Origin of the sequence: Streptomyces sp. NPDC102360 (assembly GCF_044766085.1) — a bacterium.
Taxonomy (GTDB): Bacteria; Actinomycetota; Actinomycetes; order Streptomycetales; family Streptomycetaceae; genus Streptomyces.
In genome coordinates this window covers 339,577-364,902 of sequence record NZ_JBIWLG010000009.1, presented here as the reverse complement: position 1 = coordinate 364,902, position 25,326 = coordinate 339,577, and the positions used below count along the sequence as shown (strand labels likewise).

General features: G+C 71.4%; 22 protein-coding genes and 1 pseudogene. 9 read left to right on the top strand and 14 right to left on the bottom strand.

Annotation, left to right across the window (positions count from 1 at the left end; translation table 11 throughout):
- Nucleotides 1-28 precede the first annotated feature (28 nt).
- A complete protein-coding gene (locus ACIRHA_RS31300) occupies nt 29-2,251 on the bottom strand; it encodes an acetate--CoA ligase family protein (protein ID WP_403852816.1) in 2,223 nt (740 codons plus the stop codon).
- A gap of 194 nt (nt 2,252-2,445) precedes the next feature.
- Nucleotides 2,446-3,618: a flavin-containing monooxygenase gene (locus ACIRHA_RS31295; protein WP_403852814.1), complete on the bottom strand. Its 1,173-nt coding sequence runs from the start codon at nt 3,616-3,618 to the stop codon at nt 2,446-2,448.
- A 197-nt stretch (nt 3,619-3,815) separates the two neighbouring features.
- On the opposite strand from ACIRHA_RS31295, the gene ACIRHA_RS31290 reads away from it, so the two are divergent.
- Together ACIRHA_RS31290 and ACIRHA_RS31285 are read left to right on the top strand one after the other, a co-directional pair.
- Nucleotides 3,816-4,268, top strand: coding sequence for a DoxX family membrane protein (locus tag ACIRHA_RS31290; RefSeq protein WP_403852899.1), 453 nt, complete (start codon nt 3,816-3,818; stop codon nt 4,266-4,268).
- Nucleotides 4,265-4,693 (top strand): Zn-ribbon domain-containing OB-fold protein, encoded by a 429-nt coding sequence (locus tag ACIRHA_RS31285; protein ID WP_403852812.1) that lies wholly within the window; start codon nt 4,265-4,267, stop codon nt 4,691-4,693. The genes ACIRHA_RS31290 and ACIRHA_RS31285 overlap by 4 nt, the downstream gene beginning before the upstream one ends.
- Here the strand turns inward: ACIRHA_RS31285 and ACIRHA_RS31280 are convergent, their stop codons facing one another.
- The 3 genes and pseudogenes from ACIRHA_RS31280 to ACIRHA_RS31270 form a co-directional block, all read right to left on the bottom strand.
- Nucleotides 4,694-5,383 (bottom strand): pyridoxal 5'-phosphate synthase, encoded by a 690-nt coding sequence (locus ACIRHA_RS31280; RefSeq protein WP_403852810.1) that lies wholly within the window; start codon nt 5,381-5,383, stop codon nt 4,694-4,696. It abuts the gene before it with no gap.
- Nucleotides 5,384-5,472: 89 nt separating this feature from the next.
- Nucleotides 5,473-5,577 (bottom strand): annotated as a pseudogene (locus ACIRHA_RS31275) (AraC family transcriptional regulator); the annotation flags it as partial.
- A 12-nt stretch (nt 5,578-5,589) separates the two neighbouring features.
- The gene (locus ACIRHA_RS31270) at nt 5,590-6,759 is read right to left on the bottom strand and encodes a thiolase C-terminal domain-containing protein (RefSeq protein ID WP_403852809.1); all 1,170 of its coding nucleotides are present in this window, start codon (nt 6,757-6,759) and stop codon (nt 5,590-5,592) included.
- Between the two features lie 150 nt (nt 6,760-6,909).
- On the opposite strand from ACIRHA_RS31270, the gene ACIRHA_RS31265 reads away from it, so the two are divergent.
- Together ACIRHA_RS31265 and ACIRHA_RS31260 are read left to right on the top strand one after the other, a co-directional pair.
- A complete protein-coding gene (locus ACIRHA_RS31265) occupies nt 6,910-8,109 on the top strand; it encodes an acyl-CoA dehydrogenase family protein (protein WP_403852807.1) in 1,200 nt (399 codons plus the stop codon).
- Complete coding sequence (locus ACIRHA_RS31260; protein ID WP_403852805.1) at nt 8,109-8,585, top strand: nitroreductase family deazaflavin-dependent oxidoreductase; 477 nt, start codon at nt 8,109-8,111, stop codon at nt 8,583-8,585. Before ACIRHA_RS31265 ends, ACIRHA_RS31260 begins: the two co-directional genes overlap by 1 nt.
- A gap of 94 nt (nt 8,586-8,679) precedes the next feature.
- On the opposite strand, the gene ACIRHA_RS31255 is transcribed toward ACIRHA_RS31260, so the two are convergent.
- On the bottom strand, nt 8,680-9,327 hold the full coding sequence (locus ACIRHA_RS31255; RefSeq protein ID WP_403852803.1) for a TetR family transcriptional regulator: 648 nt from the start codon (nt 9,325-9,327) through the stop codon (nt 8,680-8,682).
- 163 nt (nt 9,328-9,490) lie between these two features.
- On the opposite strand from ACIRHA_RS31255, the gene ACIRHA_RS31250 reads away from it, so the two are divergent.
- The 3 genes from ACIRHA_RS31250 to ACIRHA_RS31240 all read left to right on the top strand — a co-directional run bounded on the left by ACIRHA_RS31250 (nt 9,491) and on the right by ACIRHA_RS31240 (nt 13,483).
- Entirely contained in the window at nt 9,491-10,342 is an 852-nt protein-coding gene (locus tag ACIRHA_RS31250) for a VOC family protein (RefSeq protein ID WP_403852801.1), read from the top strand.
- Between the two features lie 158 nt (nt 10,343-10,500).
- Nucleotides 10,501-12,900, top strand: a complete 2,400-nt coding sequence (locus ACIRHA_RS31245) for a PQQ-binding-like beta-propeller repeat protein (protein WP_403852799.1) — start codon at nt 10,501-10,503, stop codon at nt 12,898-12,900.
- A 91-nt stretch (nt 12,901-12,991) separates the two neighbouring features.
- Nucleotides 12,992-13,483 (top strand): hypothetical protein, encoded by a 492-nt coding sequence (locus ACIRHA_RS31240; protein WP_403852797.1) that lies wholly within the window; start codon nt 12,992-12,994, stop codon nt 13,481-13,483.
- A gap of 6 nt (nt 13,484-13,489) precedes the next feature.
- On the opposite strand, the gene ACIRHA_RS31235 is transcribed toward ACIRHA_RS31240, so the two are convergent.
- From ACIRHA_RS31235 to ACIRHA_RS31225, 3 genes are all read right to left on the bottom strand, one after another.
- The gene (locus ACIRHA_RS31235; RefSeq protein WP_403852795.1) at nt 13,490-14,266 is read right to left on the bottom strand and encodes an enoyl-CoA hydratase/isomerase family protein; all 777 of its coding nucleotides are present in this window, start codon (nt 14,264-14,266) and stop codon (nt 13,490-13,492) included.
- Complete coding sequence (locus tag ACIRHA_RS31230; RefSeq protein ID WP_403852793.1) at nt 14,263-14,721, bottom strand: Zn-ribbon domain-containing OB-fold protein; 459 nt, start codon at nt 14,719-14,721, stop codon at nt 14,263-14,265. Before ACIRHA_RS31230 ends, ACIRHA_RS31235 begins: the two co-directional genes overlap by 4 nt.
- A 128-nt stretch (nt 14,722-14,849) precedes the next feature.
- Nucleotides 14,850-15,998 (bottom strand): lipid-transfer protein, encoded by a 1,149-nt coding sequence (locus ACIRHA_RS31225; RefSeq protein ID WP_403852791.1) that lies wholly within the window; start codon nt 15,996-15,998, stop codon nt 14,850-14,852.
- Between the two features lie 108 nt (nt 15,999-16,106).
- On the opposite strand from ACIRHA_RS31225, the gene ACIRHA_RS31220 reads away from it, so the two are divergent.
- The gene (locus tag ACIRHA_RS31220) at nt 16,107-17,675 is read left to right on the top strand and encodes a FadD3 family acyl-CoA ligase (RefSeq protein WP_403852789.1); all 1,569 of its coding nucleotides are present in this window, start codon (nt 16,107-16,109) and stop codon (nt 17,673-17,675) included.
- 18 nt (nt 17,676-17,693) lie between these two features.
- Here the strand turns inward: ACIRHA_RS31220 and ACIRHA_RS31215 are convergent, their stop codons facing one another.
- Nucleotides 17,694-18,059, bottom strand: coding sequence for a PH domain-containing protein (locus ACIRHA_RS31215; protein WP_326021061.1), 366 nt, complete (start codon nt 18,057-18,059; stop codon nt 17,694-17,696).
- Nucleotides 18,060-18,091: 32 nt separating this feature from the next.
- Nucleotides 18,092-19,855, bottom strand: a complete 1,764-nt coding sequence (gene argS / locus ACIRHA_RS31210) for an arginine--tRNA ligase (protein ID WP_403852787.1) — start codon at nt 19,853-19,855, stop codon at nt 18,092-18,094.
- Nucleotides 19,856-19,995: 140 nt separating this feature from the next.
- Here argS and lysS point away from each other — a divergent pair, with 140 nt between their 5' ends.
- Complete coding sequence (lysS, locus tag ACIRHA_RS31205) at nt 19,996-21,771, top strand: lysine--tRNA ligase (protein WP_403852897.1); 1,776 nt, start codon at nt 19,996-19,998, stop codon at nt 21,769-21,771.
- 68 nt (nt 21,772-21,839) lie between these two features.
- Here lysS and ACIRHA_RS31200 read toward each other — a convergent pair whose 3' ends face one another.
- From ACIRHA_RS31200 to ACIRHA_RS31190, 3 genes are all read right to left on the bottom strand, one after another.
- Nucleotides 21,840-23,198, bottom strand: a complete 1,359-nt coding sequence (locus ACIRHA_RS31200; protein ID WP_403852785.1) for a DUF2637 domain-containing protein — start codon at nt 23,196-23,198, stop codon at nt 21,840-21,842.
- A 137-nt stretch (nt 23,199-23,335) separates the two neighbouring features.
- Nucleotides 23,336-24,163: a DUF3558 domain-containing protein gene (locus ACIRHA_RS31195; protein WP_403852783.1), complete on the bottom strand. Its 828-nt coding sequence runs from the start codon at nt 24,161-24,163 to the stop codon at nt 23,336-23,338.
- A gap of 149 nt (nt 24,164-24,312) precedes the next feature.
- The gene (locus ACIRHA_RS31190) at nt 24,313-25,176 is read right to left on the bottom strand and encodes a DUF3558 domain-containing protein (RefSeq protein WP_403852781.1); all 864 of its coding nucleotides are present in this window, start codon (nt 25,174-25,176) and stop codon (nt 24,313-24,315) included.
- Between the last annotated feature and the right edge of the window lie 150 nt (nt 25,177-25,326).

Genomic DNA, 25,326 nt, shown 5'->3' with positions numbered 1-25,326 from the left:
GTCGATGGCGGCCGGCGCGGTGAGCGGTTCAGTGGCACACCGCGAGCGCGTCGAGGGCGACCGCGCCCTGGCCGCGTGGCAGCACCATGAGCGGGTTGATGTCCAGCTCGGCGAGGTCGTCGCCGAGTTCGAGCGCCATCCGCTGTACGCGCAGGATCACTTCGACCAGCGCGTCGATGTCGACGGGCGGCGCCCCCCTGACCCCGTCGAGCAGGGCCCGCCCGCGGAGCTGGTCGAGCACGGCCCGCGCCTGGCTCTCGCCGAAGGGCGGCACGGCGACGGCGGTGTCCCGCAGCACCTCCACGAGTACGCCGCCGAGGCCGACGGTCACGGTGGGGCCGAACAGCTCGTCGCGGGTGACGCCGACGACCATCTCGACGCCCCGCTCGACCATCTGGCAGACGAGTACGCCGTCCAGCTCGATGCCCTCGTAGCGGGCGATGTCGGTGAGTTCGCGGTACGCGTCCCGCACCTGGCTCGCCGACGTCAATTCGACCTTGACCAGGCCGAGTTCGGACTTGTGGGCCAGTTGGGGGGCCGACGCCTTCATGACGACCGGGTAGCCGACGAGGGACGCGGCCCGCACCGCCGCCGCGGCGCTCGTCACGAGCTGCTCGCGCGGTACGCGGATCCCGTACGCCCGCAGAAGTTGCTTGGCCGCGTGCTCGCTCAGCTGGTGGCCCGGGCGCATCAGGGCCTGCGCCTTGCGGAAGGAGGGCGAGGGCGTGCGCGGCGCCTCGTCGAAGGGGGAGACGTACGAGGCCGTGAAGCGGTGGTGGTCGAGGTAGGCGCGGACCGCGGTGATGCAGTTGGCGAAGGTGCGGAAGGTGGCGACGCGGGAGGAGCCGAGGAGTGTCGTGCGGTAGGCCTCCTCGGTGCCGACGGGGGAGCCCCACACCACGCACACCAGCTTGTCCGTCTGTTCCGCCGCGTCCACCAGGTCCTGGGCGAGCTTGTCGCTCATGGGCGGGAAGGGGCCGGTGATCGGGCAGATGAGGACCCCTACGGACGGGTCCGCGAGGATCGCGTCGATGATCTTGCGGCCGCGCCAGTCGCCGACCGGGTGGCCGCCGTTGTCGACCGGGTTCGCCACGCTCAGATAGTCGGGTATCCACTGGTGCAGTTCGTTCTGCTTCTCCTGGGGGAGGGTCGGGAGGTCGAGCCCCGCTTCCGTGGCCAGGTCGGAGAAGTGGGCGCCTGTTCCGCCGGAGATCGAGTAGACGACGACGCCGTCGGCCCGCGGCGGCTTGGCGCGGGCGAGCAGGGCGGAGGTGTCCTGGAGCTCGTCGAGCCCGTCGACGCGGATGACGCCGAACTGCCGCATCGCGGCGTCCACGACGGTGTCGGCGCCGGTGAGCTTCCCGGTGTGGGAGGCGGCGGTGCGGGCGCCGGTCTCGGTCCGGCCGACCTTCACCGCGACGACGGGCACGCCCTCGCGCGCGGCCCGGTCGGCGGCGAGGAGGAAGGAGCGGCCGTCCTTGAGGCCCTCGACATAGCAGGCGATGGCGCCGACCTCGGGGCGCTGGGAGAAGTAGGAGATGAAGTCGGCGGTCTCCAGGTCGGCCTCGTTGCCGGTCGGCGCCCAGTGGGAGAGCCGGATGCCCAGTTCCTGGAGGGCGAAGACGGGGCGGCCCTGGTGGCCGGACTGGGTGATCAGCGCGATGGCGGGACCTTCGAGGTCCTCGCGGAAGCGCTCGAAGGCGTTGAGGTTGGTGTTCGGGCCGAGCAGGCGCATGCCGGAGCGCTCCACGGCGGTGGACAGCCGGGTCTGCGCGGCGGCGCCCTCGTCACCGGTCTCGGCGAACCCGGAGGCGAAGGCGACGGCGAACTTCACCTTCGTATCGGCGAGTTGCTCGATGACGGGCAGCGGATCGGCGACGAGCAGCACGGCGAGGTCGACCTGCTCGGGCAGCTCGGCGACGGAAGGGGAGCAAGGGAGGCCGAAGACGGCCTCCCGGGTGGGGTGCACCGGATACAGCCGCGCGCCGACCCGCTCCGCCCAGCCCATCAGCTGCCGGGTGATGCCGGTGTTGGGCCGCCCCTCGGCGTCGGACGCGCCGACGACGGCGACGGACTCGGGCCGGAAGAACCGGTCCAGATCCGGTACGTCGGAGTGCAGCGGGCGCCCGCTGACGTCCAGCTCTTCGGTACCGGCCCGCCCGTGCACGGCGGGTCCGGGCTGCTCACCGCAGGCGATCACGCGGGCCCGGCGGGAGTCGGTGGTCAGGGTGCCATACGTCGATCCAAGCATCGGTCCGCCCGCTCCTGTGTGTCAGCGACATCTCTTGCCTGTGCAGTGCCTTGAAGTCCCCCCGAGGAATAACTGACGCATAGTCAGATTACAGAACTGACGCTGTGTCAGGAACAGGGCTGCAGGCAAAGAGATGAGGCGAACGTTCCGAGGGCGTGCTCACGCGGGTGCCTACTCGGGTGCCCGAGGCGCGGCTACGTGGGCAGCTGTGCGGCCACCGCCTTGCCGATGCGGCCCGCGTCCAGGGCCAGTTCGCGGAGCATGCCGGATATCGGGTTGGTGTAGCCGGTGAAGTGGAGGCCGGGGAGTGGAGGGGTGTGAGGGGAGGGGGTGCGGGGGCGTCCCGTGGCGGGGTCGAGGACGTCCAGGTGACCCACCAGATCCCGGAGGCCCTGCTGGTATCCGGTGGCCGCGATCGCCGTGTCCGGGGTGATGCGGGTGCCGTCGGAGAGGACCACCGCGTCCGCGTCGAAGGAGGTGACGGCGGCGACGGGCTCGACCTTCCCGGTCCGTACGGCGTCGATGAAGCCGACGTCCTGTACCGGGATGGCGCCCTGGCGCGCCCGCGAGTAGAGGCCGGTGTCGGGGCGTTGCAGCCCCTGCGCCGACAGGTCGGGGACGCTCAGCTTGCCGAGCGGTGCGGCGAGCCGGTCGACCAGGCCGACGGGCAGTCGCCGGCAGAGGATGCCGGTGCGCTGGGCGGGCCAGCCGAGCGTCGTGCGGCGCACGATGTGCGGCGCGGTGCGCACGGCGATGCGGACGCGTGCGGCGCCGCCCTCGATCAGGTCGACGGCGATCTCGGTGCCGGTGTTGCCGGCGCCGACGACGAGGACGTCCTGTCCGGTGAAGGGGGCCGGGTCGCGGTACTCGCCCGCGTGCAGCAGCTTCCCGGTGTACGAGGGGGCGCCGGGCCAGTCGGGCAGGTGGGGGGTGTGGTTGTAGCCGGTGGCGACGACCACGGCGGCCGAGGTCAGCTCGCGACCGCCGGTGGCCCGCAGCAGCCAGCCCGCACCGTCGGGGGTCCGCTCGACGCGGGTGACCTCGACGCCCGTGACGACTTCCAGGTCGTGGTGCTCGACGTACTTCTCCAGGTAGCGCACGACGTCGTCGCGGGCGACCCAGCGTCCGAAGCGGCGCGGCATCGCGAGCCCCGGGAGGCCGGAGAGGCGGCGCGTGGTGTGCAGGCGGAGGCGGTCGTAATGGCCGCGCCAGGAGGTGCCGACGCGGTCGGACTTCTCCAGGACGACGGCCCGTACGCCGTGCGCCTCGAGGCCGACGGCCGCGGCGAGTCCGCCGGGACCGCCCCCGATGACGTACACGGGCGGGCGTTCATGGCTGCGTGCCGGTGCGTGTGGGGAGTCGGCCATGCACGGAGCGTATTCCGGCGCCGGTTTGATCGGGACCGGTCAAGACGGAAACCGGTTGCGAATTGATCACGGGCCGGGTCCCGGGCGGCCGGCCGTTGGTGTGTGCGGGGCCCTTGCGGAGGTGGTGCCGGATGCGTTGAACTGGCCTACCCGAGTAACTGACGTACCGTCAGAAAATGGAGGAGGGGCCGGACTTCATGGACGCGATAGGGCTCAGCGGCGCCGAGTGGCTCGCCGTGCTGCGCATCGGGCTCGGCCTGTGGTGGCTGGAGAGCTGGCGGCACAAGGACAAGAAGGGCTGGTTCGAGCGCGGCACCGGCATCGCGTGGGCCGCGGACGTGGCGGGCAAGCACAAGTGGAACGCGGTGCGCAGCGGCTTCGAGGTCGTCGTGAGACCGCGGCCGAAGACGATGGCGTACGTCGTCGTCTACGCCGAACTGGCCCTGGGGATCGGGCTGATCCTCGGATTCCTGACGCCGATCGCGCTGGTCGGCGGCCTGCTGCTGAACCTTCTCTACTTCACGCTGATGATCCACGACTGGGCCGAGCAGGGGCAGAACGCGATGATGGGCCTGATCTCGCTCGTCGCGCTGTTCGCCATGTCCTGGCAGGCCTGGTCCCTCGACCACGCGATCGGACTGTTCCAGTGAGCGCTGACACCTCCGTACGCTTCGACGTCCCCGAACCCGACGCCTTTACGCAGCCCTACTGGGACGCTGCCGCCGGGGGGCGGCTGCTGCTCAGGCACTGCGCGGCGTGCGGGCGGGACCACCACTATCCGCGGGAGTTCTGCCCGTTCTGCTGGAGCGATTCCCCCGAGGATGTGGGGTGGCGGGAGGCGAGCGGCCGGGCCACGCTCTACACGTGGTCCGTCGTCCACCGCAACGACCTGCCCCCGTTCGGCGGCCGCACCCCGTACGTCGCCGCCGTCGTCGACCTCGCCGAGGGGCCGCGGATGATGACGGAGATCGTGGACTGCGCGGAGCCCGGTCTCCGGGTCGGCATGGACCTCACGGTCGACTTCCGGGAGGGCGGTGGCGGCTTCGCGGTGCCGGTGTTCAGGCCCGCGCCGTGATCACGGCCACAGCAACTCCTTGACCCAGCCGCCCCGCGCCGCGCGCCGGTACCTGAGGCGTACGTGGCGGCGACGGGCGTCGCCCTGGAAGAACTCGACCTCGTCCGGGGCCAGCTCGTAGACCGTCCATGACGGGGCCGCGGCGTCCGGTTCGCGCTGTGCGCGCTGCCACGCCGTGTCCGAGGCACGCACCAACTCCTCGTAGGAGTCGAGCGATTCGCTCTGGTGGCCGACGAGGGCCGAGGCGAGCGCGCCGGTCGAGCGGGCGTGCAGATCGGCGTGGGCGGTCTCGGGCGGCGCCGTGCGGACGGGGCCGCGGACCCGGATCTGGCGGCCCTGCGCCGGCCAGTAGAAGCCGAGCGCCGCGTACGGATTCGCGGCGAGCTGGCGGCCCTTCGCGCTGCCCGCGTGCGAGGCGAAGTGCCAGCCGTGCGCCTCATCTGCGCCGTGCAGCATCACCGTACGGACATCGGCGCGGCCCTCCGCGTCCGTCGTCGCGAGCGAGGGCGTGTGCGGCTCGGGCTGGCCCGCTGCCACGGCCGCGGCGAACCACTCGACGAAGAGCTCCAAGGGCGCGGCAGGCGTGTCCCGCGGGTCGAAGGAGGGCAGCTCGGTGTCCCATACGCGCAGGGAGCGCAGGAGGGCGTCCAGGTCGGGGCGGTCGGGTTCCGGTTCCGGTTCCAGTTCCATGGGCCCGATTCTCGCTCCTGTCGCCCGAGCCGCTTCACTCACCCGACGGTCGCGCCACCGCCCGGCGCCCCGGGGCCGAGTCGGGCCAGGAGATGAGGCTGGTCCACGTAACCGCTCGCGGTGGCGGCGTCGGCGGCCGGGTGGCCCGCCGCGAGGAGGTGGGCGGCGTGGTCGAAGCGGATCAGGCGGGCGGCGCCCCGTGATCCTCAGTCCCGCCCCAGCACCACCGTCCCGGCCGAGCAGAACCACCCGCCCGTGCCCGACGCCACCGCGAGCCGCGGCAGTGAACCGTCCGGCCGCCGCACCTGGTGGCCCCCCGCCTCGCCGCGCAACTGCCGTGCCGCCTCCACGAGGAGGAACAGGCCGCGCATGCCGGGGTGTTGGGCCGAGAGGCCGCCGCCGTCCGTGTTCGTCGGCAGTTCGCCGTCGTGCAGGAGGCGGCCCTTCTCGACGAAGGCGCCGCCCTCGCCCTTGGCGCAGAAGCCGAGGTCCTCCAGGGTCACGAGCGTCATGTACGTGAAGGCGTCGTAGATCTCCGCGATGTCGATCTCGTCCGGCCGCACCCCCGCCCGCTCGAACGCGAGCCGCCCGCTCACCGCCGCGGGCGAGACCGTGAAGTCGTCCCACTCGGACATCGTGGTGTGGGAGACGTGCTCGCCGGAGCCGAGGACCCACACCGGCGGCTTCGCGCAGTCCGCCACCAGGTCCTCCGCGACCAGCAGCACCGCCGCGCCGCCGTCCGAGCGTATGCAGCAGTGCAGTTTGGTGAACGGGTCCGCGATCATCGGCCCGGCGAGGACCTCGTCGACCGTGATCGGGTCGCGGAACATCGCCTCCGGGTTGTGCGAGGCGTTCTGCCGCGCCTGGACCGCGACCTGCGCCAACTGCTCAAGGGTCGTGCCGTACTCGTGCATGTGGCGGCGGGCCGCCATCGCGTACTTGGCGATCAGCGAGTGGCCGTACGGGACCTCGAACTGGAGCGGACCGCGCGCGCCGAAGGAGAGGTTCGAGGTGCGGCGCTTCGCCTTGATGTCGGCGCGGGCCGTGGAGCCGTAGACGAGGAGGACGGCGCGCGCGTGACCGGCCCGGATCGCGTCGGCCGCGTGCGCCGCCATGACCTCCCAGGTGGAGCCGCCGACCGAAGTGGAGTCCACCCAGCGGGGTTTGAGGCCCAGGTACTCGGCGACCTCGACCGGCGCGAGGGTGCCGAGGCCCGCGCTCGCGAAGCCGTCGACGACGTCCGGGGTGAGCCCCGCGTCGGCGAGTGCCCGGCGGGCGGCCTGGGCGTGCAGGGCGTAGGGAGTGGCCTCGTCGACGCGGCCGCAGTCGGAGAGGGCGATGCCCGTGATGGCGACCTTGCTTCCACTTTCAGTCATCCTGGCTCCCGGTCTCAGTCATGAATCTGACGGTACATCAGATACGGGGGTGTGGAGGAGGGTGCGATTCAGTGCGCGGTCGAGTGCGCGTAGCTCTGGGCATCCGGCGACAGCCGTCCTAACATGACGCCCCGTCAGAAAGGGGCCCACATGGACGCCAGGTTCACCGAGGAACAGCAAGAGATCCGCCGTACCCTGCGCGAACTCGCCACCAAGCGCTGCACCCCGGACGACGTCAAGGCCGCCACCCGCACCCCCGCCGGCCATGACCTCGCCCTGTGGGGCACCCTCAGCGCGGAGCTCGGCCTGCCGGGGCTCGCGCTGCCGGAGGAGCGCGGAGGCGTGGGCGGATCCTTCGTGGAACTCGCACTCGCGGCGGAGGAGTTGGGGCGTGCTCTCGCGCCCACACCGCTGCTCGCCACCAGCGGGCTCGCGGCCCCGCTGATCTCCGCCCTCGGCACGGAGCCCCAGCGCTCCGCGTTGCTGCCGAAGATCGCCGAAGGCGCCCTGACCGCGACGCTCGCCGTGCCGGGCACGGGTCTCGCCACCGCCCTCGGGCTCGTCGCCGACAACGCGGGGGACTGGGCGGGCGGCGGCCGGGCCGGCGGCGTACAGGCCGCCCGGCGAGATGACGGCTGGCGGCTCTACGGGCAGGCCGAGCAGGTGCTCGACGGCCACAGCGCCGGACTGCTGCTCGTCGCCGCCCACACCGGAGGCTTCGCCCGCTCCCGCACGCTCCTGTTCCTCGTCCGCGAGGACGCCCCCGGGCTCGTCCGCGTACGCCAGACGGCCATGGACGAGACGCGGCCGCAGGCGCGCATCGAACTCCGTGACGTCGACGCCGAGTTGCTGGGCGAGGAGGACGGTGACGTGAATGCGTCGCTGGCCGCCGTCGGTGACACCGTCGCCACTCTGCTCGCCGCCGAGGCCGTCGGCGCCGCGGACCGGGCGCTTGAACGGACCGTCGAGTACGTCAAGGAACGGGAGCAGTTCGGCAGGCCCGTCGGGTCCTTCCAGGCCGTGAAGCACCGGCTCGCCGATGTGTACGTGACGGTGCAGGCGGCGCGCTCGGCCGCGTACTACGCGGCGTGGGCGGCGAGCACGGACGACGAGGCGCCGGTCGGTGGGCTCGCGCTCGCCCAGGCGCTGGAGGCGCTGCGGACCGGGGCCGGGGAGGCCGTGCAGCTGCACGGCGGCATCGGGTTCACCTGGGAGCACGAGGCGCACCTGTACCTGAAGCGGGCCACCGGCGACGAGCTGCTGTTCGGGCCCGTGCACCTGCTGCGGGACCGCGCCGCGCAGGCCGCCGAGCTGTTCGCGCCGGGGCCCGCCTTCGAGGTGGCGGTCTGATGGCGCCGCCGGGCATCAAGCTGGTGCAGAAGGTGTCGTCGACGCGGACGTTCGGCCGCCTCGCGCCGCACGTCATCCCCGTACTCGACCGCACCGTGCACCGGCTCACGCGCGGAAAGGTGCTGCTCAGCGCGCAGATGCTGCCGGGCGTGATCCTCACCGTGCGCGGCGCGAAGAGCGGGATCGAGCGGCGTATTCCACTCGCGTGCATGCCCGAGGAGGAGGCCGGGACATGGCTGCTCATCGGGTCGAACTTCGGGCGGGCGGGGCATCCCGCCTGGACCGCGAATCTGCTCGCGCATCCGGACGCCGAGATCAACTGGCGCGGGGCGGACGTCCCGGTGACGGCCCGGCTCCTGGAGGGCCGTGAGCGGGAGGTGGCCTGGGCGGCGGCGCTGAAGTTCTGGCCGCCCTACGCCACGTACCAGCGGCGGGTGGAGCGGCAGATCCGGCTGTTCCGGCTTGAGCGCCGCTGAGCGGTGGGCTGCCGAAGAACTGCGGAAGAACTGCAACAGCGGCGGCTCACGTTGCACCACGCGAACCGCCGCTGCACGACAGGACCAGGAAGAGTTACTTGGTGGGCTTCTTTCCGGTCACGCCCAGGTGCACCAACAGGGCGAGGTTCGGCTTGAGTTCGGCCTGCTTGACGCCCCAGGTCTGGAAGCCCCGCTGGTGCGAGGCGACCGCCGCGAGCATCGCGACCAGTGAACCGGCGACCGCGGCCGGACTCACGTCCTTGTCGACCTTGCCCTTGTCCTGAAGGTCCTTGACGGCATCGGCGAGGGAGTTGTTCACCGAGTTAAGGATCTTCATGCGGAGCTTGTAGAAGCGCTTGTCGCCCTCGGCCGCGCCGAGGTCGACGACGCGCAGGATCGCGTCGTTCTTGCGCCAGAACTCCAGGAATCCGTCCACGAGTTCCTGCGCCGTGGCCCAGCCGGCCTTGCCGATCCAGGAGCGGTCCGCGACCAGTTCGGTCAACCCCGCGCCCGCGGTGGCCATTTGCTCGGCGATCTCCAGGACGGCGCCCTCGACGTCCGGGAAATACTGGTAGAAGGTCGCGGGCGAAGTGCCCGCCTTTCGCGCGACATCAATGACTTTGACGTCCCGGTAGGGCGAGGAGCTGAGCATCTCGCCGAGGCAGTCGAGCAGCTTCTGACGTGTCGCCTGACCACGCCGGCCGGCCACGCGGCCGTCGACGGTCCGTACTTGTCCTGTCATGCCGTCAGCTTACCGAGGGGTGATCGGAGCGCGATCTGGCCGACTGCAAATGGGGTTGGCCGTCATGACCTCCGGTCAAATGACGCGCCGTGAGCGACTGGAATTGGCCAAACGTTCGAATTTCAAGCGCGGTGGCCCGTTCGGCCTGGTTAGCGTGACGCTCATGCGCCCCGCCCGCCGCGACCGGCTCGCTTCCCCCGATTTTCCCGAAGGGGCCCCGTGCTGGGCCGACGCCCGGCTCGCGGACGTCGAGGCGGGCAAACGGTTCTACGGCGATCTCTTCGGCTGGACCTTCGACGAGGGCGCGGGCGCCGAGCGCGGCTACTACACGGCGGCCTACAGCGCGGACCGCTCCGTCGCCGCCCTCGCCCCCGCGAACCGGGGCGCCCGCTGGCGGGTCCACCTCGCGGTGCGCGACGCGTACGCCGCCGCCGAACGGGTCTTCGCGGCGGGCGGGCACATCGTGGCGGGGCCGCTTTCCGGCGGGACGGAGGCGACCGTGGCGCTCGCGCGGGGGCCGGAGGGGGCGGAGTTCGTGCTGCGGCAGGCGGGGAGCCACCGGGGTTTCGACGGGGTGGGTGGAGTCGGGGCGTTCCGCGGCGCCGAGCTGCTCACACCGGACGCCGCGTTGAGCGATTCCTTCTACGGCGCCGTATTCGGAGAGGGGGCCTTCGGGACGGCGTCGTTCGAAGGGGCCGGCTCCGGGGCGGCGTCGTCCGAGGGGGCCGCTCCAGGGGCGGCGTCGTTCGAAGAGGGCGGCCCATGGGTGGCCTCGTTCGGGGGGACCGACCCCGAAGAGGGCCCTTCCTGGGAGGCGGTCCGCCGTAGGGTCGTCCCCGAGGGGCCCGGCCGGTTCCTGCTCCACTTCGGCTGCGCCGACGCCGTCGCCACGGCGGCGGCCGCGGTCCGCCTCGGCGGGCGGGTGCGGGTGGGTCCGCGTCCCATGGCGTACGGACGGGCCGCCGTGATCGAGGATGATCAAGGGGCGGTGTTCGCGGTGTGCGAGCAGGCGTGAGGGGCCCCGAATGCTCCGAGACACCCCGTTTTGACCCGAGGTTCGCAACTGAGGGCCGAGACAGGAAGAATCGGGGTGCGTGCCGCCGTGGCGCTTCGGTGGTGAGACGCTGACGGGGGCCGTGAGTGCGGTGGCCCGCACGGGGAGGTGGCAGGCGAGTGATGGATCAGCTGACGCAGCACGATCCGAGGCGGATCGGTCCGTTCGAGGTTCTGGGACGGCTCGGCGCGGGCGGCATGGGCCTGGTCTATCTGGCGCGCTCGGCCTCGGGCCGACGCGTGGCGATCAAGACGGTGCGTACGGAACTCGCGGAGGACCAGCTCTTCCGGGTCCGTTTCACGCGCGAGGTCGAGGCGGCACGGGCGGTGTCCGGCTTCTACACGGCCGCCGTCGTCGACGCCGACCCGCGCGCGGCCGTGCCCTGGCTCGCGACCGCGTACGTCCCCGCGCCCTCCCTCGAAGAAATAGTGAACGAGACCGGGCCGCTGCCCGCCCAGGCCGTCCGCTGGCTCGCCGCGGGTGTCGCCGAGGCCCTTCAGTCGATCCACGGCGCGGGCCTGGTGCACCGCGACCTCAAGCCGTCGAACGTGCTGGTCGTCGAGGACGGCCCGCGCGTCATCGACTTCGGCATCGCGTCCGGCGTCTCGAACACGCGCCTGACCATGACGAACGTCGCCGTGGGCACACCCGCGTACATGTCGCCCGAGCAGGCGAAGGACTCGCGCAGCGTGACGGGGGCCTCGGACGTCTTCTCGCTCGGCTCGACGCTCGTCTTCGCGGCGACCGGGCACGCCCCGTTCCACGGCGCGAACCCGGTCGAGACCGTGTTCATGCTGCTGCGCGAGGGCCCGGACCTGGAGGGCCTCCCGGAGGAGCTGCGGCCGCTGCTCGAAGCGTGCATGCAGATGGACGCGGCCCAGCGGCCGTCCCCGGCCGACCTCCAGTCGCAGCTCGCCCCGCACCTGTTCGGCGCGGGCAGCGACGACAGCGGCACCGCGTCCGCCTGGCTGCCCGAGCGCTCCGTCGCCCTGATCGAGTCGCGCCGCGGCGGCCGCCCCGCCCCCAAGCCGGCCATGAACCGAGGGCCGGGCCCGGGCGCGCACGCCGCCCCGAACGGGCACGCCCCCATCCCCGCCATGCCCTCCCAGCCGCCCGCGCCGCCGATGGCCCCCGCCCCGCGGCCCGTGGGTACGGACGGGTGGCGGCACTCGCCCGTCCCCGCGGGCCAGAGCCTCGTCGCCGACGGGCCCGTGCACCTCGCCGGGGCGCAGGTGCCGATCGGCCCCGGACCGCGGGTCGCCGACGCGCGGGCCGCCGCCGTGAAGGCGCCGCCCGCCGAGTCGGGCCTCGCCGGATCCTGGTCCCGCTCCAAACCCGCCGTGAACGGCTCGCACGAACCGGTCGTGCCCGCGCCGGCCGCCGCCGAGGGCGCACCCTGGCGGCCCTGGCGGTTCCGCATGTCGAACGACGTGTGGGGCACGCCCGCCGTGGCGGACGATCTCGTCTACGTCACGTCGTTCGAGGTGCACGTCCTGGACGTGGCCACCGGGCGGCGCCGCTTCAAGACCCGTGACGTCGCCTGGTCCATGGCCGTCGCCGACGGCTGCATCCACGCCTCCGACGGCCCCACCCTGTGGGCGCTCGACGCCCGCGAGGGCGGCGACCTGTGGCGGATCCAGACCGACGCCTGGGTGTACGCGCTGCAGGCCGGCCGCGGCATCGTCGTCACCGCCACCCGCGGCGGCGGCGTCCAGGCCCGCGAGGCCGTCAGCGGCGACCTCCAGTGGGAGATCACCGGCTGCCAGACCGACTTCGAGGCCGCGGAGGCCGGACCCGTCATGCACGACGGCACGGTCTACGTATGGCAGGACACGCGGCTTCGCGCCCTCGACGCCCGTACGGGTGACGAGCGCTGGTCGTACCCGATCGGCGACGCGGCCTCCTGCGGCGGCGTCCCGATGCGCCTGACGCCCGCGTCCGACGGCCATGTGTACGTCGCCGCGGGCACCCGCGTCCTCGCCATCGACGCCGCCTCCGGACACGTCCGCTGGCACTTCGAGGCCCCGGCCGTGTTCCTCAGCCCGCCCGCGTTCGCCCCCGGCGCCGCGGTCACCGGCGGCGGCGTGTACCTCGTCGACCACCTCGGCACCGTGTACGCGCTCGACGCCACGGACGGCCGGGACCGCTGGCGCATCGCGACCGAGGCCCGGCCCGCGTCGGTCGACCCTGTCCTGGTCGCCCAGGGCCACGTCCACGTCGGCTCCGGCCAGGGGCTCTACACCCTGGACGCCGTGACCGGCACCCCGAAGTGGCGCTTCCAGGCCGGCGGCGAGATCGTCGGGGCGCCCGTGGTGGCGGACGAGCGCATCCACTTCGGCTCCACGGACCACCTGCTCTACACGCTGAAGGCCGACGACGGCCGGCTGCGCTGGAAGCTCGCCACGGGCGGCGAGATCACGGGCACGCCCGTCGTCAGGGACGGCGTCGTCTACGCGTGCAGCAAGGACCGCTGCGTGTACGCGCTGGACGCGGAGAAGGGGACGGGGACCAGCAAGTGACCCCGGGGCCCGCCCCCGTGCGCCCTGCTGTGCGGCGTCCGGCCCCGATAGGGTGCCCCGCGTGATGAAACGGGGACTGAAACTGACAGCCGTGGCGACCCTGGTCGTGGTGGCCCTCACGGGGTTCACCACCGGCCGGAGCCACGGACACTCCAAGAGCCGGAGCAGCAGCAGCAGCGGTGGCGGCTGCAGCAGCTCGTCGCAGAAGCACGACTCGTCGTCGTCCGGCTACTCCGGGAGCGGCAGCGGCTACACCCGGCACACCAGGCACCGCACCCCCACGACGACCTCGTCCTCCTCCTCGTCGAACCTGCGGGACGGCAGGGTGAAGCTGATCAAGTGCGCGGACGCACGGCAGGCGTACGCGACCGTGGAGGTCACCAACCCCAAAAGCAGGCGCGCGCGGTTCGACGTCCGCGCCGAGTTCCTCGACGCGAGCGGCGCCACGGTGACCTCCGTCGGCCACGAGGTCGAGGTGCCCGCGAAGGGCAGGACGACCGCCAGGGTGCCGGTCGGCAGCGCGGATCTCGCCGCGAAGGTCGACCACTGCGACATCACCCCCGACGCCTACGTGCGGCGCTGACCGCGCTCAGCGCACCCTGAACTCCCGGTTCTGCGTACGGGAGTTGAAGAGGTCGGCCTGCCGCTCCGGCGGCAGATTGCCCAGCTTGATCAGGTCGGGGGCGTGCGCGAAGGCGCGCTCGCGGGTGGCCGCGGTGGCCGCCCAGACCGCCTTCACGGTGCCCTGGACGGCCTCCGTCGGATACGAGGCGATGGTGGTGGCGCACCGTACCGCCGCCGCCAACGCCCCGCCGGGGCCGGTGACTTCGGACACGAGACCCACCTCGTACGCCCGCCGCGCCGACATCCGTTCCGCCGAGCCCATCAGCGCGAGCCGGGCCACCTCGCCCGGCGGCATCCGTTGGGCCAGGTGGATCGCCTCGAAGGCGTTGACCATGCCGTACGTGGTGTGCGGGTCGAAGAACGTCGCCGTCTCGTCCGCGACCACGAACTCCGATTCGCCGATCAGGTAGAACGCCCCGCCGCACGCCATGCCGTTGACCGCGGCGACGACCGGTTTCCACAGGTCGTTGGCCTTCGGGCCGACCGTGGGGAGCGGATCGTCCGCCGAGTACGGGGAGCCCGGCTGCGGCACGTCCCAGCCGCGGTCGATGCCCGTGCAGAACGCCCGGTCGCCCGCCCCGGTCAGGACGACCGCCCGCACGGTGTCGTCGAAGCGGAACTCCCGCCAGGTCTGCGCCAGTTGGGCGACCGTGGCCTGATCCAGGGCGTTGTGGCGGTGCGGGCGGTCGAGGGTGACGGTGGCGACGCCCGTGCCCTTGTCGATCTCCGCGATCACGCTCATGAGCGCTCCAGCACCCAGCGCGGCACCGCCACCCCGTCGACCTCCGCGAACACCACCTGCACCCGCGCGCCGATCTTGATGCGGTCCGGGTCGACGGAGTTGAGCGGGGCGTCGGCGGCGGAGACCAGATTGCCGACGAGCCGGATCCGGGGCGCCTCCGCCAGTTCGACGACGATCGCGTTGTACGGGGCCTGGGCGGCGTAGGCGGGGAGCAGTGGCGGGTGGGGGATGACGTAGGACCAGACGCGGCCGCGGCCGCTCATCCTGCGCCATTCGCTGTCGAAGGACTGGCAGTGCGGGCAGCAGGGGCGGGGCGGGAAACGGAGTTCTCCGCAGGTGGGGTTGGCGCAGGCCTGTATGCGCAGCTCGCCGCGGGCCGCGTACTCCCAGAAGGGGGCGCCGTCGTCGTCGGGGGTGGGGGTCAGGAGTTGTGAGGTGGTCGTCGCGTCTGCCATGAGCTGTCCTCCGGTGTGACTCGTAATCCCTTGCGACGGGTGGGCAAATCAAGCCCCTGCGGCGATTGAGCAGCGGGGTCCGGGGCGGAGCCCCGCGACCGCAACACCGTCACGGCGCAAGGTGACGATCAGGCGCGCAGCAGAAGCGCCGACGTGGGCACCCCCTCGCCCGCCGTCACCAGACAGGTTTCCGCGTCCGGGACCTGCGCCGTACTGACCCCCCGCAACTGCTTCACGCCCTCGTTGATGAGGTTGAACCCGTGGACGTACGCCTCGGACAGGCCCCCGCCACCCGTGTTGATGGGAAGACGCCCGCCGATCTCGAGCGCCCCGCCCTCCGTGAACGCCGCCCCCTCGCCGCGCCCGCAGAACCCGTACCCCTCAAGGGAGAGCGGGATGAGCGGGGTGAACGCGTCGTAGATCTGGGCGACGTCGACGTCCTCGGGGGTGACGTCCGCGTTCTTCCACAGGTGGCGGGCCGCCGTCCACGCGGGCCCGGTCAGCGGGTCGTCGTTCCAGTAGTTGACCATGCCGTGGTGCTGCGCGGGCAGGCCCTGCGCCGCCGAGTGGACGTAGACCGGCTTCTGCCGGCAGTCGCGGGCCCGCTCGGCGGAGACGATGACGCAGGCCAGCGCCCCGTCCGTCTCCAGGCAGTTGTCGAAGAGGCAGAGCGGCTCGCTGATCCACCGCGAGGTCATATAACTGTCGCGGGTCATGGGGCGCTCGTACATCATCGCGGCCGGGTTCTGGTTGGCCCGGTTGCGGCAGGCGAGCGCGACGTTGAAGAGGTGGTCGCGCGTCGCGCCGTACTCGTGCATGTAGCGGCGGGCCAGCATGCCGATCTCGTCGGCCGGGCGGAGCAGCCCGTACGGCCGCGTCCACTGCGCGGGGGTGGGGAGTTGGACGGCCGTGTTCTTCCAGGGGCGCGGCCCGCTGCCGCGCTTTCGGGAGCGCCATGCGATACCGACGCTCGCCTGTCCGGTGGCGATCGCCGCGACCAGGTGGGCGACCGTCGCGCACGAACCGCCGCCCCCGTAACCGACCTTGGAGAAGAAGGTGACGTCGCCGGCCCCGATGGACTTGGCCACCTCGACCTCGTCCGTCTCCTCCATCGTGTAGGACGCGAAGGCGTCGACCTCGGACGGGGATATCCCCGCGTCGTCGAGCGCGTCGATGATCGCGCGGCACGCCAACGTCTTCTCGGATTCCGGGAGTTGCTTCGCGAACGCCGTCTGTCCGATACCGACGATGGCCGTCGCGTCCTTGAGTCCCGCCATGGGCACCCCCACTTGGTTCCGTCTGCCGCCTGTCCGGTGTGCTGACAGCGCGTCAGGCTACAGCTAATCTGACGGATAGTCAGCTACGGCGTTGTGGGAGGTCGTTCGATGCGTACGGATGGCGAGTGGGGAACGGTCCCGGAGCTGGTACGGGACGCTGCCGAACGGTACGGCGAGCGTGAGGCCGTGGTCGAGGGGCGTACCCGTATCTCGTACGCGGAACTCGGCGAGCGCGTCGAGCGGGCCGCGGCGGCGTGCATGGCGGCGGGTGTTCGGGCGGGGGACCGGATCGCGGTCTGGGCGCCGAACACGCTGGACTGGATCGTCTCGGCGCTGGGTGCGGTGAGCGCCGGGGCCGTGCTCGTACCGCTCAACACCCGCTTCAAGGGCGGTGAGGCCGCCGACATCCTGGCCCGCTCCAGGGCCCGGCTGCTGTTCGTCACGGGAACCTTCCTCGGCACGTCCTACGTGGCGTCACTGCGCCGCGCGCAGGAGGCGGGCGCCGAACTGCCCTCCCTGGAACAGGTGGTGGTGTTCGGCGACGGAGCTCCCGATGCTCCCGGCTACCGGAGCTGGAAGGAGTTCCTTGCCGCCGGCGACAAGATCACGGCGGCCGAGGTCCGCGAACGCTCCGCCGCGGTCGACCCCACCGCCCCCTCGGACATCATCTTCACCTCCGGCACCACAGGACGCCCCAAGGGCGCCGTCATCACCCACGCCCAGACGCTGCGCGGCTACGAGATCTGGGCCGACCTCGCGGGGCTGCGCGAGGGCGACCGCTATCTGATCGTGAACCCGTTCTTCCACACGTTCGGCTACAAGGCCGGGGTCCTCGCCTGCCTGATGCGGGGCGCGACGATGGTGCCGCAGCCCGTTTTCAACGTCGACACGGCCCTCGCCAACATCGCGTCCGAGCGCATCTCGGTCCTGCCGGGCCCGCCCACGCTCCACCAGTCCCTCCTCGACCACCCCTCGCGCGACTCCCACGACCTGTCGGCGCTGCGGCTCGTCGTGACGGGCGCCGCCGTGGTCCCCCTGCGCCTCGTGGAACGGCTGCGCGGCGAGCTGCACGTGGCCACGGTCCTCACCGCGTACGGCCTCTCCGAGTCCAGCGGCATCGCCACGATGTGCCGCCGCGGCGACCCGGCGGAGCTGATCGCCGAGACGTCGGGGCGGGCGATACCGGGCACGGAGGTGCGGGTCGACTCGGCAGCCCCCGGAGAGCCGGGCGAGGTCCTGGTCCGCGGCTTCAACGTCATGCGCGAGTACTTCGAGGACCCCGCCGCCACCGCAGAGGCGATCACCGCGGACGGTTGGCTGCACACCGGCGACGTCGGGGTCATGGACGCGGCCGGCTATCTCCGGATCACCGACCGCATCAAGGACATGTTCATCGTCGGAGGCTTCAACGCCTACCCGGCCGAGATAGAGCAACTCCTCGGCCTGCACCCGGAGGTGGCCGACGTCGCGGTGGTCGGCGTGCCCGACGGGCGGCTCGGCGAGGTCGGCAAGGCGTACGTGGTGCGCCGGCCGGGCGGCGTCCTCACCGAGGACGATCTCATCGCCTGGGCGCGCCGCGAGATGGCGAACTACAAGGTGCCGAGGTACGTGGAGTTCGCGGCCGACCTCCCACGCAACGCCTCCGGCAAGGTCGTCAAGGGCGAGCTGCGGGGCTGACCGCAGCTCGCCGAGACCTCAGCGTGCGACGAACTGCGTCAGAATCGCCTGCACCTCGTAGATGTCGACCCCCTTGGTGAAGGTCTTCTCGATCGGCACCGAGTTCCCCGAGATCCAGATCTTGAGTTCGGCGTCCAGATCGAAGTGACCGGCCGTCTCCACGGCGAAGTGGGAGATGCTGCGGTACGGCACCGAGTGGTACTCGACCTTCTTGCCCGTCATCCCCTGCTTGTCGATGAGGATCATGCGCCGGTCCGTGAGCAGGATCGCGTCACGTATCAACTGATAGGCGCCGTATATCTGTTCACCCTGGCCGAGCAGCCGACCGTAGTCCTGTGCCGCCTTGGCCGGGTCGATCGGATGAGCGTTGCCGAACAGTGCCATGGGAACCCCCCGTTTCGTCGTTCAGATCGTCGTCAGAGCTTTTCGGGCGTGCGGATGCCGAGCAGCGCCATGCCGCGGTGCAGCGTCCGGGCCGTCAGGTCGCACAGGAACAGGCGGTTCTCCACCTGCTCCGCCGAATCCGCCTTCAGGACCGGGCACTTGTCGTAGAACGTCGTGTAGAGGGAGGCCAGCTGGTACAGGTACGCCGCCAGCTTGTGCGGCGCGTACTCGGCGGCCGCCTCGAAGACCGTGTCACCGAACGCGTCCAGGTGCAGTCCCAACGCCCGCTCCGCCGGGGCGAGTTCGAGCTCCGCGTGCGCGGCCGGAGCCACGCCGGAGCCCGCCTTGCGCAGGATCGACTGGATACGGGCGTACGCGTACTGGAGGTAGACGGACGTGTCACCGTTCAGCGACACCATCTGATCCAGGTCGAACTTGTAGTCACGGCTCGGCGACGTCGACAGGTCCGCGTACTTCACCGCGCCGATGCCGACCTGCTGCGCCCGCTCCTGGATCTCCTCCTCGGTGAGGTCCCGCGCCTTCTCCCGTACGACCTCGGCGGCACGCTGCACCGCCTCGTCGAGCAGGTCCTCCAGGCGCACCGTCTCGCCCGCACGCGTCTTGAACGGCTTGCCGTCCGCACCGAGCACCGTGCCGTACGCCATGTTGTGCGCACTCACCTCGTCGGAGAGCCAGCCCGCGCGCCGCGCCGTCTCGAAGACCATCTTGAAGTGCAGCGACTGACGGACGTCGACCACGTAGAGGAGCGACGTGGCGTCGAGGTCCTGGACACGGTTGCGGATCGCGGTCAGGTCGGAGGCCGCGTAGCCGAAGCCGCCGTCCGCCTTCTGCACGATCAGCGGGACCGGCTGGTCGTCCTTGCCCTTGATGTCGTCGAAGAAGACCACGAGCGCGCCCTCGGAACGGACGGCGACGCCCGACTCCTCAAGCAGGCGGGCCGTCTCCGGCATGCCGTCGTTGTACGCGGACTCGCCGACGATCTCGTCGTCCCGGATCTCCATGTCGAGCTTCTCGAAGACCGAGTAGAAGTAGACCTTCGACTCGTCGACGAACCGCTGCCAGAGGGCAAGGGTCTCCTTGTCGCCGGACTGGAGATCCACGACCCGCTTACGGGCCCGCTCCTTGAAGTCCTCGTCCGCGTCGAAGACCGCGCGCGAGGCCTTGTAGATCCGGTTCAGCGTCGACATGGCCTGCTCGCCGTCGGCGTCCGCACCGGCCTTCGGCAGCTCGTCCGGGTGCTCGATCACGTACTGGATGAGCATGCCGAACTGCGTGCCCCAGTCACCGATGTGGTGCCGGCCGATCGTCCGCTCGCCCGTGAAGTCGAGCATGCCGCGCAGCGCGTCGCCGATCACGGCGGACCGCAGGTGGCCGACGTGCATCTCCTTCGCCACGTTCGGCTGTGCGTAGTCGATGACCGTCGTGCCGGGGACGTCCTTCAGCGGCACGCCGAGCCGGTCCGTGTCGGCGGCGCGTGCCGCGAGCGTTTCGGTGATCGCCTTGTCGGTGACCGTCACGTTCAGGAAGCCGGGGCCCGAGACCTCGACGTCGGCGATCAGCTCGCCGTTCGTGATCTTCTCGACGACCTGCGTGGCGAGCTCCCGCGGGTTCGCCTTCGCCTTCTTGGCGAGCGCCAGGATCCCGTTGGCCTGGTAGTCGGCCCGGTCACTACGTCGCAGCAGCGGGTCCGCGCCGCCGGCCTCCGGCAGGGCGGAGGTCAGGGCGTCGGCGAGGCGTGCGTTGACGTTGGCGGTGATGGACTTGACCGGGGCCATGTAGGGGGCTGCCGTTCTGGTCGGGGTGGGTGGAATGCACGTCCAGTATCCCAGAGCCGCGCCGCGACGCCGTAACGCGTTTTCGTTCCGCACCGGGAAGCTGGGAGAATGGGCCGGGCAGAGGTGAAGCCCCACCCCGGATTCGAAGAGAGGGACAACCGATCGTGGCCCAGAGCACAGGCGCGGAGACCCAGGACTGGGTCTCCCGATATGCGGACGATGTCATCGCCGAGTCCGAGCGTCGTGCCCCCGGCAAACCGGTCGTCGTCGCGTCCGGCCTCTCCCCGTCGGGCCCGATCCACCTCGGCAACCTCCGCGAGGTCATGACCCCGCACCTGGTCGCCGACGAGATCCGGCGCCGCGGGTACACCGTGCGGCACCTGATCTCCTGGGACGATTACGACCGGTACCGCAAGGTTCCGAACGGCGTCCCCGGCACCGACGCGTCCTGGGCGGACCACATCGGCAAGCCGCTGACCTCGGTCCCGGCCCCGCAGGGCTCCGCGTACCCGAACTGGGCGGAGCACTTCAAGGCCGCCATGGTCGAGGCCCTCGCCGAGATGGGCGTCGAGTTCGACGGCATCAGCCAGACCGAGCAGTACCAGGCCGGTACGTACCGCGAGCAGATCTTGCACGCGATGAAGCACCGCGGCGACATCGACGCGATCCTCGACCAGTACCGCACGAAGAAGGACCCGGCCAAGGCCGGTAAGAAGCAGCAGCAGAAGCCGCTCGACGAGGCCGAGCTGGAGGCCGCCGAGGGCTCCGGCGCCGCGTCCGAGGACGACGGCAGCGGCGGCGCGAGCGGTTACTACCCGTACAAGCCGTTCTGCGGCCAGTGCGGCAAGGACCTCACCACCGTCACCTCGTACGACGACGAGACGACGGAGCTGTCCTACACCTGCACGCTCGACGGCTTCACCGAGACCGTCCCGCTGTCGGAGTTCAACCGCGGCAAGCTGGTCTGGAAGGTCGACTGGCCGATGCGCTGGGCCTACGAGGGCGTGATCTTCGAGCCGTCCGGCGTCGACCACTCCTCGCCAGGGTCGAGCTTCCAGGTCGGCGGCCAGATCGTCGACCAGATCTTCGGCGGCAAGCAGCCCATCGGCCCGATGTACGCCTTCGTCGGTATCAGCGGCATGGCGAAGATGTCGTCGTCGAAGGGCGGGGTCCCCACCCCCGGCGACGCGCTGCAGATCATGGAGCCGCAGCTGCTGCGCTGGCTGTACGCCCGCCGCAGGCCCAACCAGTCGTTCAAGATCGCCTTCGACCAGGAGATCCAGCGGCTCTACGACGAGTGGGACAAGCTCGCCGCGAAGGTCGCCGACGGCACCGTGCTGCCCGCCGACGCCGCCGCGTACAGCCGCGCCATCGGCGTCGCGGGCCGCGAGCTGCCCCGCACGCCGCGCCCGCTGCCGTACCGCACGCTCGCCTCCGTCGCCGACGTCACCGCCGGGGACGAGGAGCAGACCCAGCGGATCCTCTCCGAGCTGGACCCGGCGAACCCGGTCACCGACCTGGACACCGTCCGCCCCCGGCTCGACAAGGCCGAGGCCTGGATCACCAAGTACGTGCCCGCCGAGTCCCGCACCATCGTGCGCACCGAGCCCGACGCGGAGGCGCTCGCCGCGCTCGACGAGCAGGGGCACGAGTCCATCCGCCTCCTCCTCGACGGCCTCGACGACCACTGGTCGCTCGACGGCCTGACCCACCACGTGTACGGCGTTCCGAAGGTGCAGGCAGGCTTCCCCGCCGACGCCACCGCCAAGGAACTCCCCGCCGAGATCAAGGTCGCCCAGCGCTCGTTCTTCGCGCTGCTCTACCACCTGCTCGTCGGCCGTGACACGGGGCCGCGACTGCCCACGCTGCTCCTCGCCGTCGGCGCGGACCGCGTGCGCAAGCTGCTCGGGGCGTAACCGGTCCCCGGACATACGGGAGGGGCGGCACTGGAGTCGATCCGGTGCCGCCCCTCCCGTATGTCCGCCTACGCCTCGCTCATCATGTCCTGCTCGAAGCGGACCGCGAACTGGTTCATGTACCGGGACACGTCCTCCGCCGACATCCGCACCCCGTACTGCGCCTCCGCGTTCGCCGCGAACGCCTTCGGCGTCGGCAGCCCCTCGCCCTCTATCGAGCCGCGGAACACCTGGTACAGCTCGTCGTCCGTCGGCTGCTCGACGAGGTCCGGCGCGCCGTCACCCAACGGCCGCGTCCCGCCCGCCCCATTGGGCACAGGGAACTCCGGCTCCTGGAACTGCGGCTCCGCGTACTCGGGTTCGCGGTATTGCGGCTCCGGGTACTGGGGCTCGGGCTCCCGGTACTGCGGCTGAGGCCGCGGCTCGGGCTCCGCGGCGCGGGGAGCCGGCACCGGGGCGGGGGCCTGCGCCTGCGGAACCTGCGGAACCTGCGGAACCTGCGGGGCCCGCGGGGCGCCCCGCGGCGGCTGCTCCTCGTAACGCCCCTGGTGCTCCGGCTCGGGAACGTACACCGCCGGATCGAACTCCGGGTCGTAGCCGCCGCGATACTCCTTGCGCAGCTGCCCGTTGAACGCCGGGGGAACGTAGCCGGCGTCCTGCTGCTCCACGGCCGGCGGCGCCGCGGGAGCCAGCTGCGGCGCCTCCTGCCGGGCGGGAACGGCCGGCAGCAGCGGCGCCTCGATGCCCGCCGCCGCGAGACCCTCCGGCGCGGTCTGCGCCAACGGCACCCCGTAGCGCGCAAGCCGCAGCGGCATCAGCGACTCCACCGGAGCCTTCCGCCGCCACGCCCGCCCGAACCGCGATTGCAGCCGCGCCCGGTAGACGAGCCGCTCCTGCTCCAGCTTGATGACCTCCTCGTACGAACGCAGCTCCCACAGCTTCATCCGTCGCCACAGCAGAAACGTGGGTCCCGGAGCCAGCAGCCAGCGTGTGATGCGCACGCCCTCCATGTGCTTGTCCGCGGTGACGTCCGCGATCCGCCCGATCGCGTGCCGGGCCGCCTCGACGGCCACCACGAACAGGATCGGGATCACCGCGTGCATGCCGGTGCCCAGCGGATCGGGCCAGGCCGCCGCGCCGTTGAAGGCGATCGTGGCCGCCGTCAGCAGCCACGCCGTCTGCCGCAGCAGCGGGAACGGGATCCGGATCCACGTCAGCAGCAGATCCAGCGCGAGCAGCACACAGATACCCGCGTCGATACCGATCGGGAAGACGTACGAGAAGTTCCCGAAGCCCTTTTGCAGGGCCAACTCCCGCACAGCGGCGTACGAACCGGCGAAACCGATGGCGGCGATGACCACCGCTCCGGCGATGACCACCCCCACGAGTATCCGGTGCGTCCGTGTCAGCTTCAGTGGCGCGGCCACTCCACTTCCCCTCCAAGTTCCGGCTGTTGCGGCCAACAGACTGGCACATGCACGCGCAGAGGCGCGGGCCGGTACGCGCGGAAGCCCGGCGCCCCAAGGGGGAACCGGGCTTCCGACAGGAGGTCAGCGGGCTGCGATCACGCGCCCTTCTTGGACTCCGACTCCTTGGGCTTCTTGGACTCGGAGGCCGACGGCTTCGGCGAGCCGGACGAATCCGAGGACGCGCCGCCCTTCGCTCCGCCCTTCGCGGACTCGATGACCTTGGCCACCGCTTCCTTCGCCGCCTTCTGCGCGTCCTTCGACAGCGAGCTCGCGGACGGGGCGTCATCGCCCGCGAGACCCGAACCGTTGTAGTCGACCGTCACCACGACGTTGTCCACGCGCGAGACGACCGTCTGCTGCTTGGACGTGACGGTGTCCTTCTTGTCCTTGTACTTGCGGTCGTAGCCGATCTGCGTCGCCACGTCGCCCGTCTTGGACACCGGCGCCGACTTCACGTCCTTCGCGCCCGAGGTCGCCTTGGCGTCCTTGATCTGCTTCGCGTAGTACGCCTCGGCCAGCTTGTCGCCGCTGCCCCGGTTCACATCCGAGTCGAAACGGACGAACGACGCATTGAGCCAGCGGAACTGCGAGCCCTTCACGCCGTTGTTGTCCAGGCTGGACCAGGAGCAGCTCGCGCGCGTCGACTCGTCGTCGGACGCGCCGGCCTTGCTCTCGCCCTTCGGGACCAGGTCCTTCAGCGTGCTCTTCGAGAACGCGTCGCAGGCCTGCGGCAGCTCCTTGTACGTCGCGGGCGCGACCTTCTTCGCCTTGGCGCCCGAGGTCGAGGCCGAGGCCTTCGCCTGCGAGTCGTCCTTCGCGCTGTCGGAACCGGAACCGGACGAGCAGCCGGCTACGACGAGAACCGCAGGCACGGCGGCCGCGCAGACAAGGGTGCGGGTGAGTCGCTTGGTCGGACGGTGCATGGTTCCTTCACTAGGACGCTGACAGGGCCACGGCCCCCGCACGTGATGACCATTCGACCTTCACGACTGGGGTCCGATGGGTCACCGTACGCCGTGGCCGACGCGCCCGTCTCGCCTTCACCATGCCATCGGGTCGTGCCCGAATGCCCCTAATCGCCGAACTTGCCGACCAGGTTTCCGGCCAGATTCCGCGCTGTGTCCTGCATTTCCTTGCTGTCCGGCACCTTCGCGGCGGTCGCCGACTGCACCTCGTACTGGACGGTCACCAACACATTCGACGTGCGGAACGCCACAGTCACCGTGCGGTGCCGACCGGTCGTCGGACCCGCCAGCACGTCGTCGACGAACGCCTCGTCGCCGAGGTCGTCGAGCAGCCGCGGCTGAAGATTGCCCGGCGTGACGGAGGCGCTGGGCGAGTTGTCGGCACCTGTGGACCCGGACGGGGAGCCGGAGGCGTCACCGGACGGCTCGTCCGACGCGGACGGCGACGCGGCCTCCGACTCCGACGCGGTCTCCGAAGCCTTCGCCGAGGCCGACGCCTCCGACGCCACCGGCTCCGGGAGGTGCGCCGCGTCCACCTTCGACGCGAACACCGCCGCCGCGCGGTCGTCGTCGCTCACCGCCGTGTCGTACGACACCACCCGCTCGAAGTCGAGGCTCAGCCGATGCGTGCCACCTCGCGCCGAATCGTCCTTCCACCGGCACCCGACCCGGCGATCCGTGTCGTACGTGACCGTGGCCACACCCTCGTACGCCTTCTCCCGCTGCTCCGCGTCCGGGAGCTTCTTGATGCCGGGGAGCATCTCGTCCAGCGTGCCCTGATCGGGCTGGCCGCACGGCTCGGGCAGCGTCCGGTACTTGCCCGGCTCCGCGGTCGACGCGGTCGCGCTCGGCTCACCGGGCTTCGAGTCGTCGGCCGCGCCGTCGCTGTCGGAACCACTGGTGCAGCCGGCGAGCACAGCCGCAAGGAGCACGGCGACACCCGGTACGAACGCGTACGACTTCCGCTGCACCCTGAGGCTCCTCTCGGCGCCTTGCGCCTGGTTAATCGGTTGCCGCGGCGGGGCGGCCAATGGGCACTATGTCTATCGCACGCGCCGCCGTGAACGCCGGTCCGGCATCCGATTTGCCGCGCTGGCGCCGGTATTTGCGCTACATCCATT

What these genes read in the sequence shown, in the direction of transcription:
- argS (WP_403852787.1), bottom strand. Translation starts at nt 19,855, where the DNA reads ATGGCCCCGGTCAAGTCCATCACCGCCAACGTCAACGCACGCCTCGCC.
- ACIRHA_RS31230 (WP_403852793.1), bottom strand. Translation starts at nt 14,721, where the DNA reads ATGGCAGACGCGACGACCACCTCACAACTCCTGACCCCCACCCCCGAC.
- ACIRHA_RS31250 (WP_403852801.1), top strand. Translation starts at nt 9,491, where the DNA reads ATGCGCCCCGCCCGCCGCGACCGGCTCGCTTCCCCCGATTTTCCCGAA.
- ACIRHA_RS31255 (WP_403852803.1), bottom strand. Translation starts at nt 9,327, where the DNA reads ATGACAGGACAAGTACGGACCGTCGACGGCCGCGTGGCCGGCCGGCGT.
- ACIRHA_RS31235 (WP_403852795.1), bottom strand. Translation starts at nt 14,266, where the DNA reads ATGAGCGTGATCGCGGAGATCGACAAGGGCACGGGCGTCGCCACCGTC.
- ACIRHA_RS31215 (WP_326021061.1), bottom strand. Translation starts at nt 18,059, where the DNA reads ATGGCACTGTTCGGCAACGCTCATCCGATCGACCCGGCCAAGGCGGCA.
- ACIRHA_RS31195 (WP_403852783.1), bottom strand. Translation starts at nt 24,163, where the DNA reads ATGCACCGTCCGACCAAGCGACTCACCCGCACCCTTGTCTGCGCGGCC.
- ACIRHA_RS31220 (WP_403852789.1), top strand. Translation starts at nt 16,107, where the DNA reads ATGCGTACGGATGGCGAGTGGGGAACGGTCCCGGAGCTGGTACGGGAC.
- ACIRHA_RS31295 (WP_403852814.1), bottom strand. Translation starts at nt 3,618, where the DNA reads ATGGCCGACTCCCCACACGCACCGGCACGCAGCCATGAACGCCCGCCC.
- ACIRHA_RS31270 (WP_403852809.1), bottom strand. Translation starts at nt 6,759, where the DNA reads ATGACTGAAAGTGGAAGCAAGGTCGCCATCACGGGCATCGCCCTCTCC.
- ACIRHA_RS31280 (WP_403852810.1), bottom strand. Translation starts at nt 5,383, where the DNA reads ATGGAACTGGAACCGGAACCGGAACCCGACCGCCCCGACCTGGACGCC.
- ACIRHA_RS31300 (WP_403852816.1), bottom strand. Translation starts at nt 2,251, where the DNA reads ATGCTTGGATCGACGTATGGCACCCTGACCACCGACTCCCGCCGGGCC.
- ACIRHA_RS31225 (WP_403852791.1), bottom strand. Translation starts at nt 15,998, where the DNA reads ATGGCGGGACTCAAGGACGCGACGGCCATCGTCGGTATCGGACAGACG.
- ACIRHA_RS31265 (WP_403852807.1), top strand. Translation starts at nt 6,910, where the DNA reads ATGGACGCCAGGTTCACCGAGGAACAGCAAGAGATCCGCCGTACCCTG.
- ACIRHA_RS31260 (WP_403852805.1), top strand. Translation starts at nt 8,109, where the DNA reads ATGGCGCCGCCGGGCATCAAGCTGGTGCAGAAGGTGTCGTCGACGCGG.
- ACIRHA_RS31290 (WP_403852899.1), top strand. Translation starts at nt 3,816, where the DNA reads ATGGACGCGATAGGGCTCAGCGGCGCCGAGTGGCTCGCCGTGCTGCGC.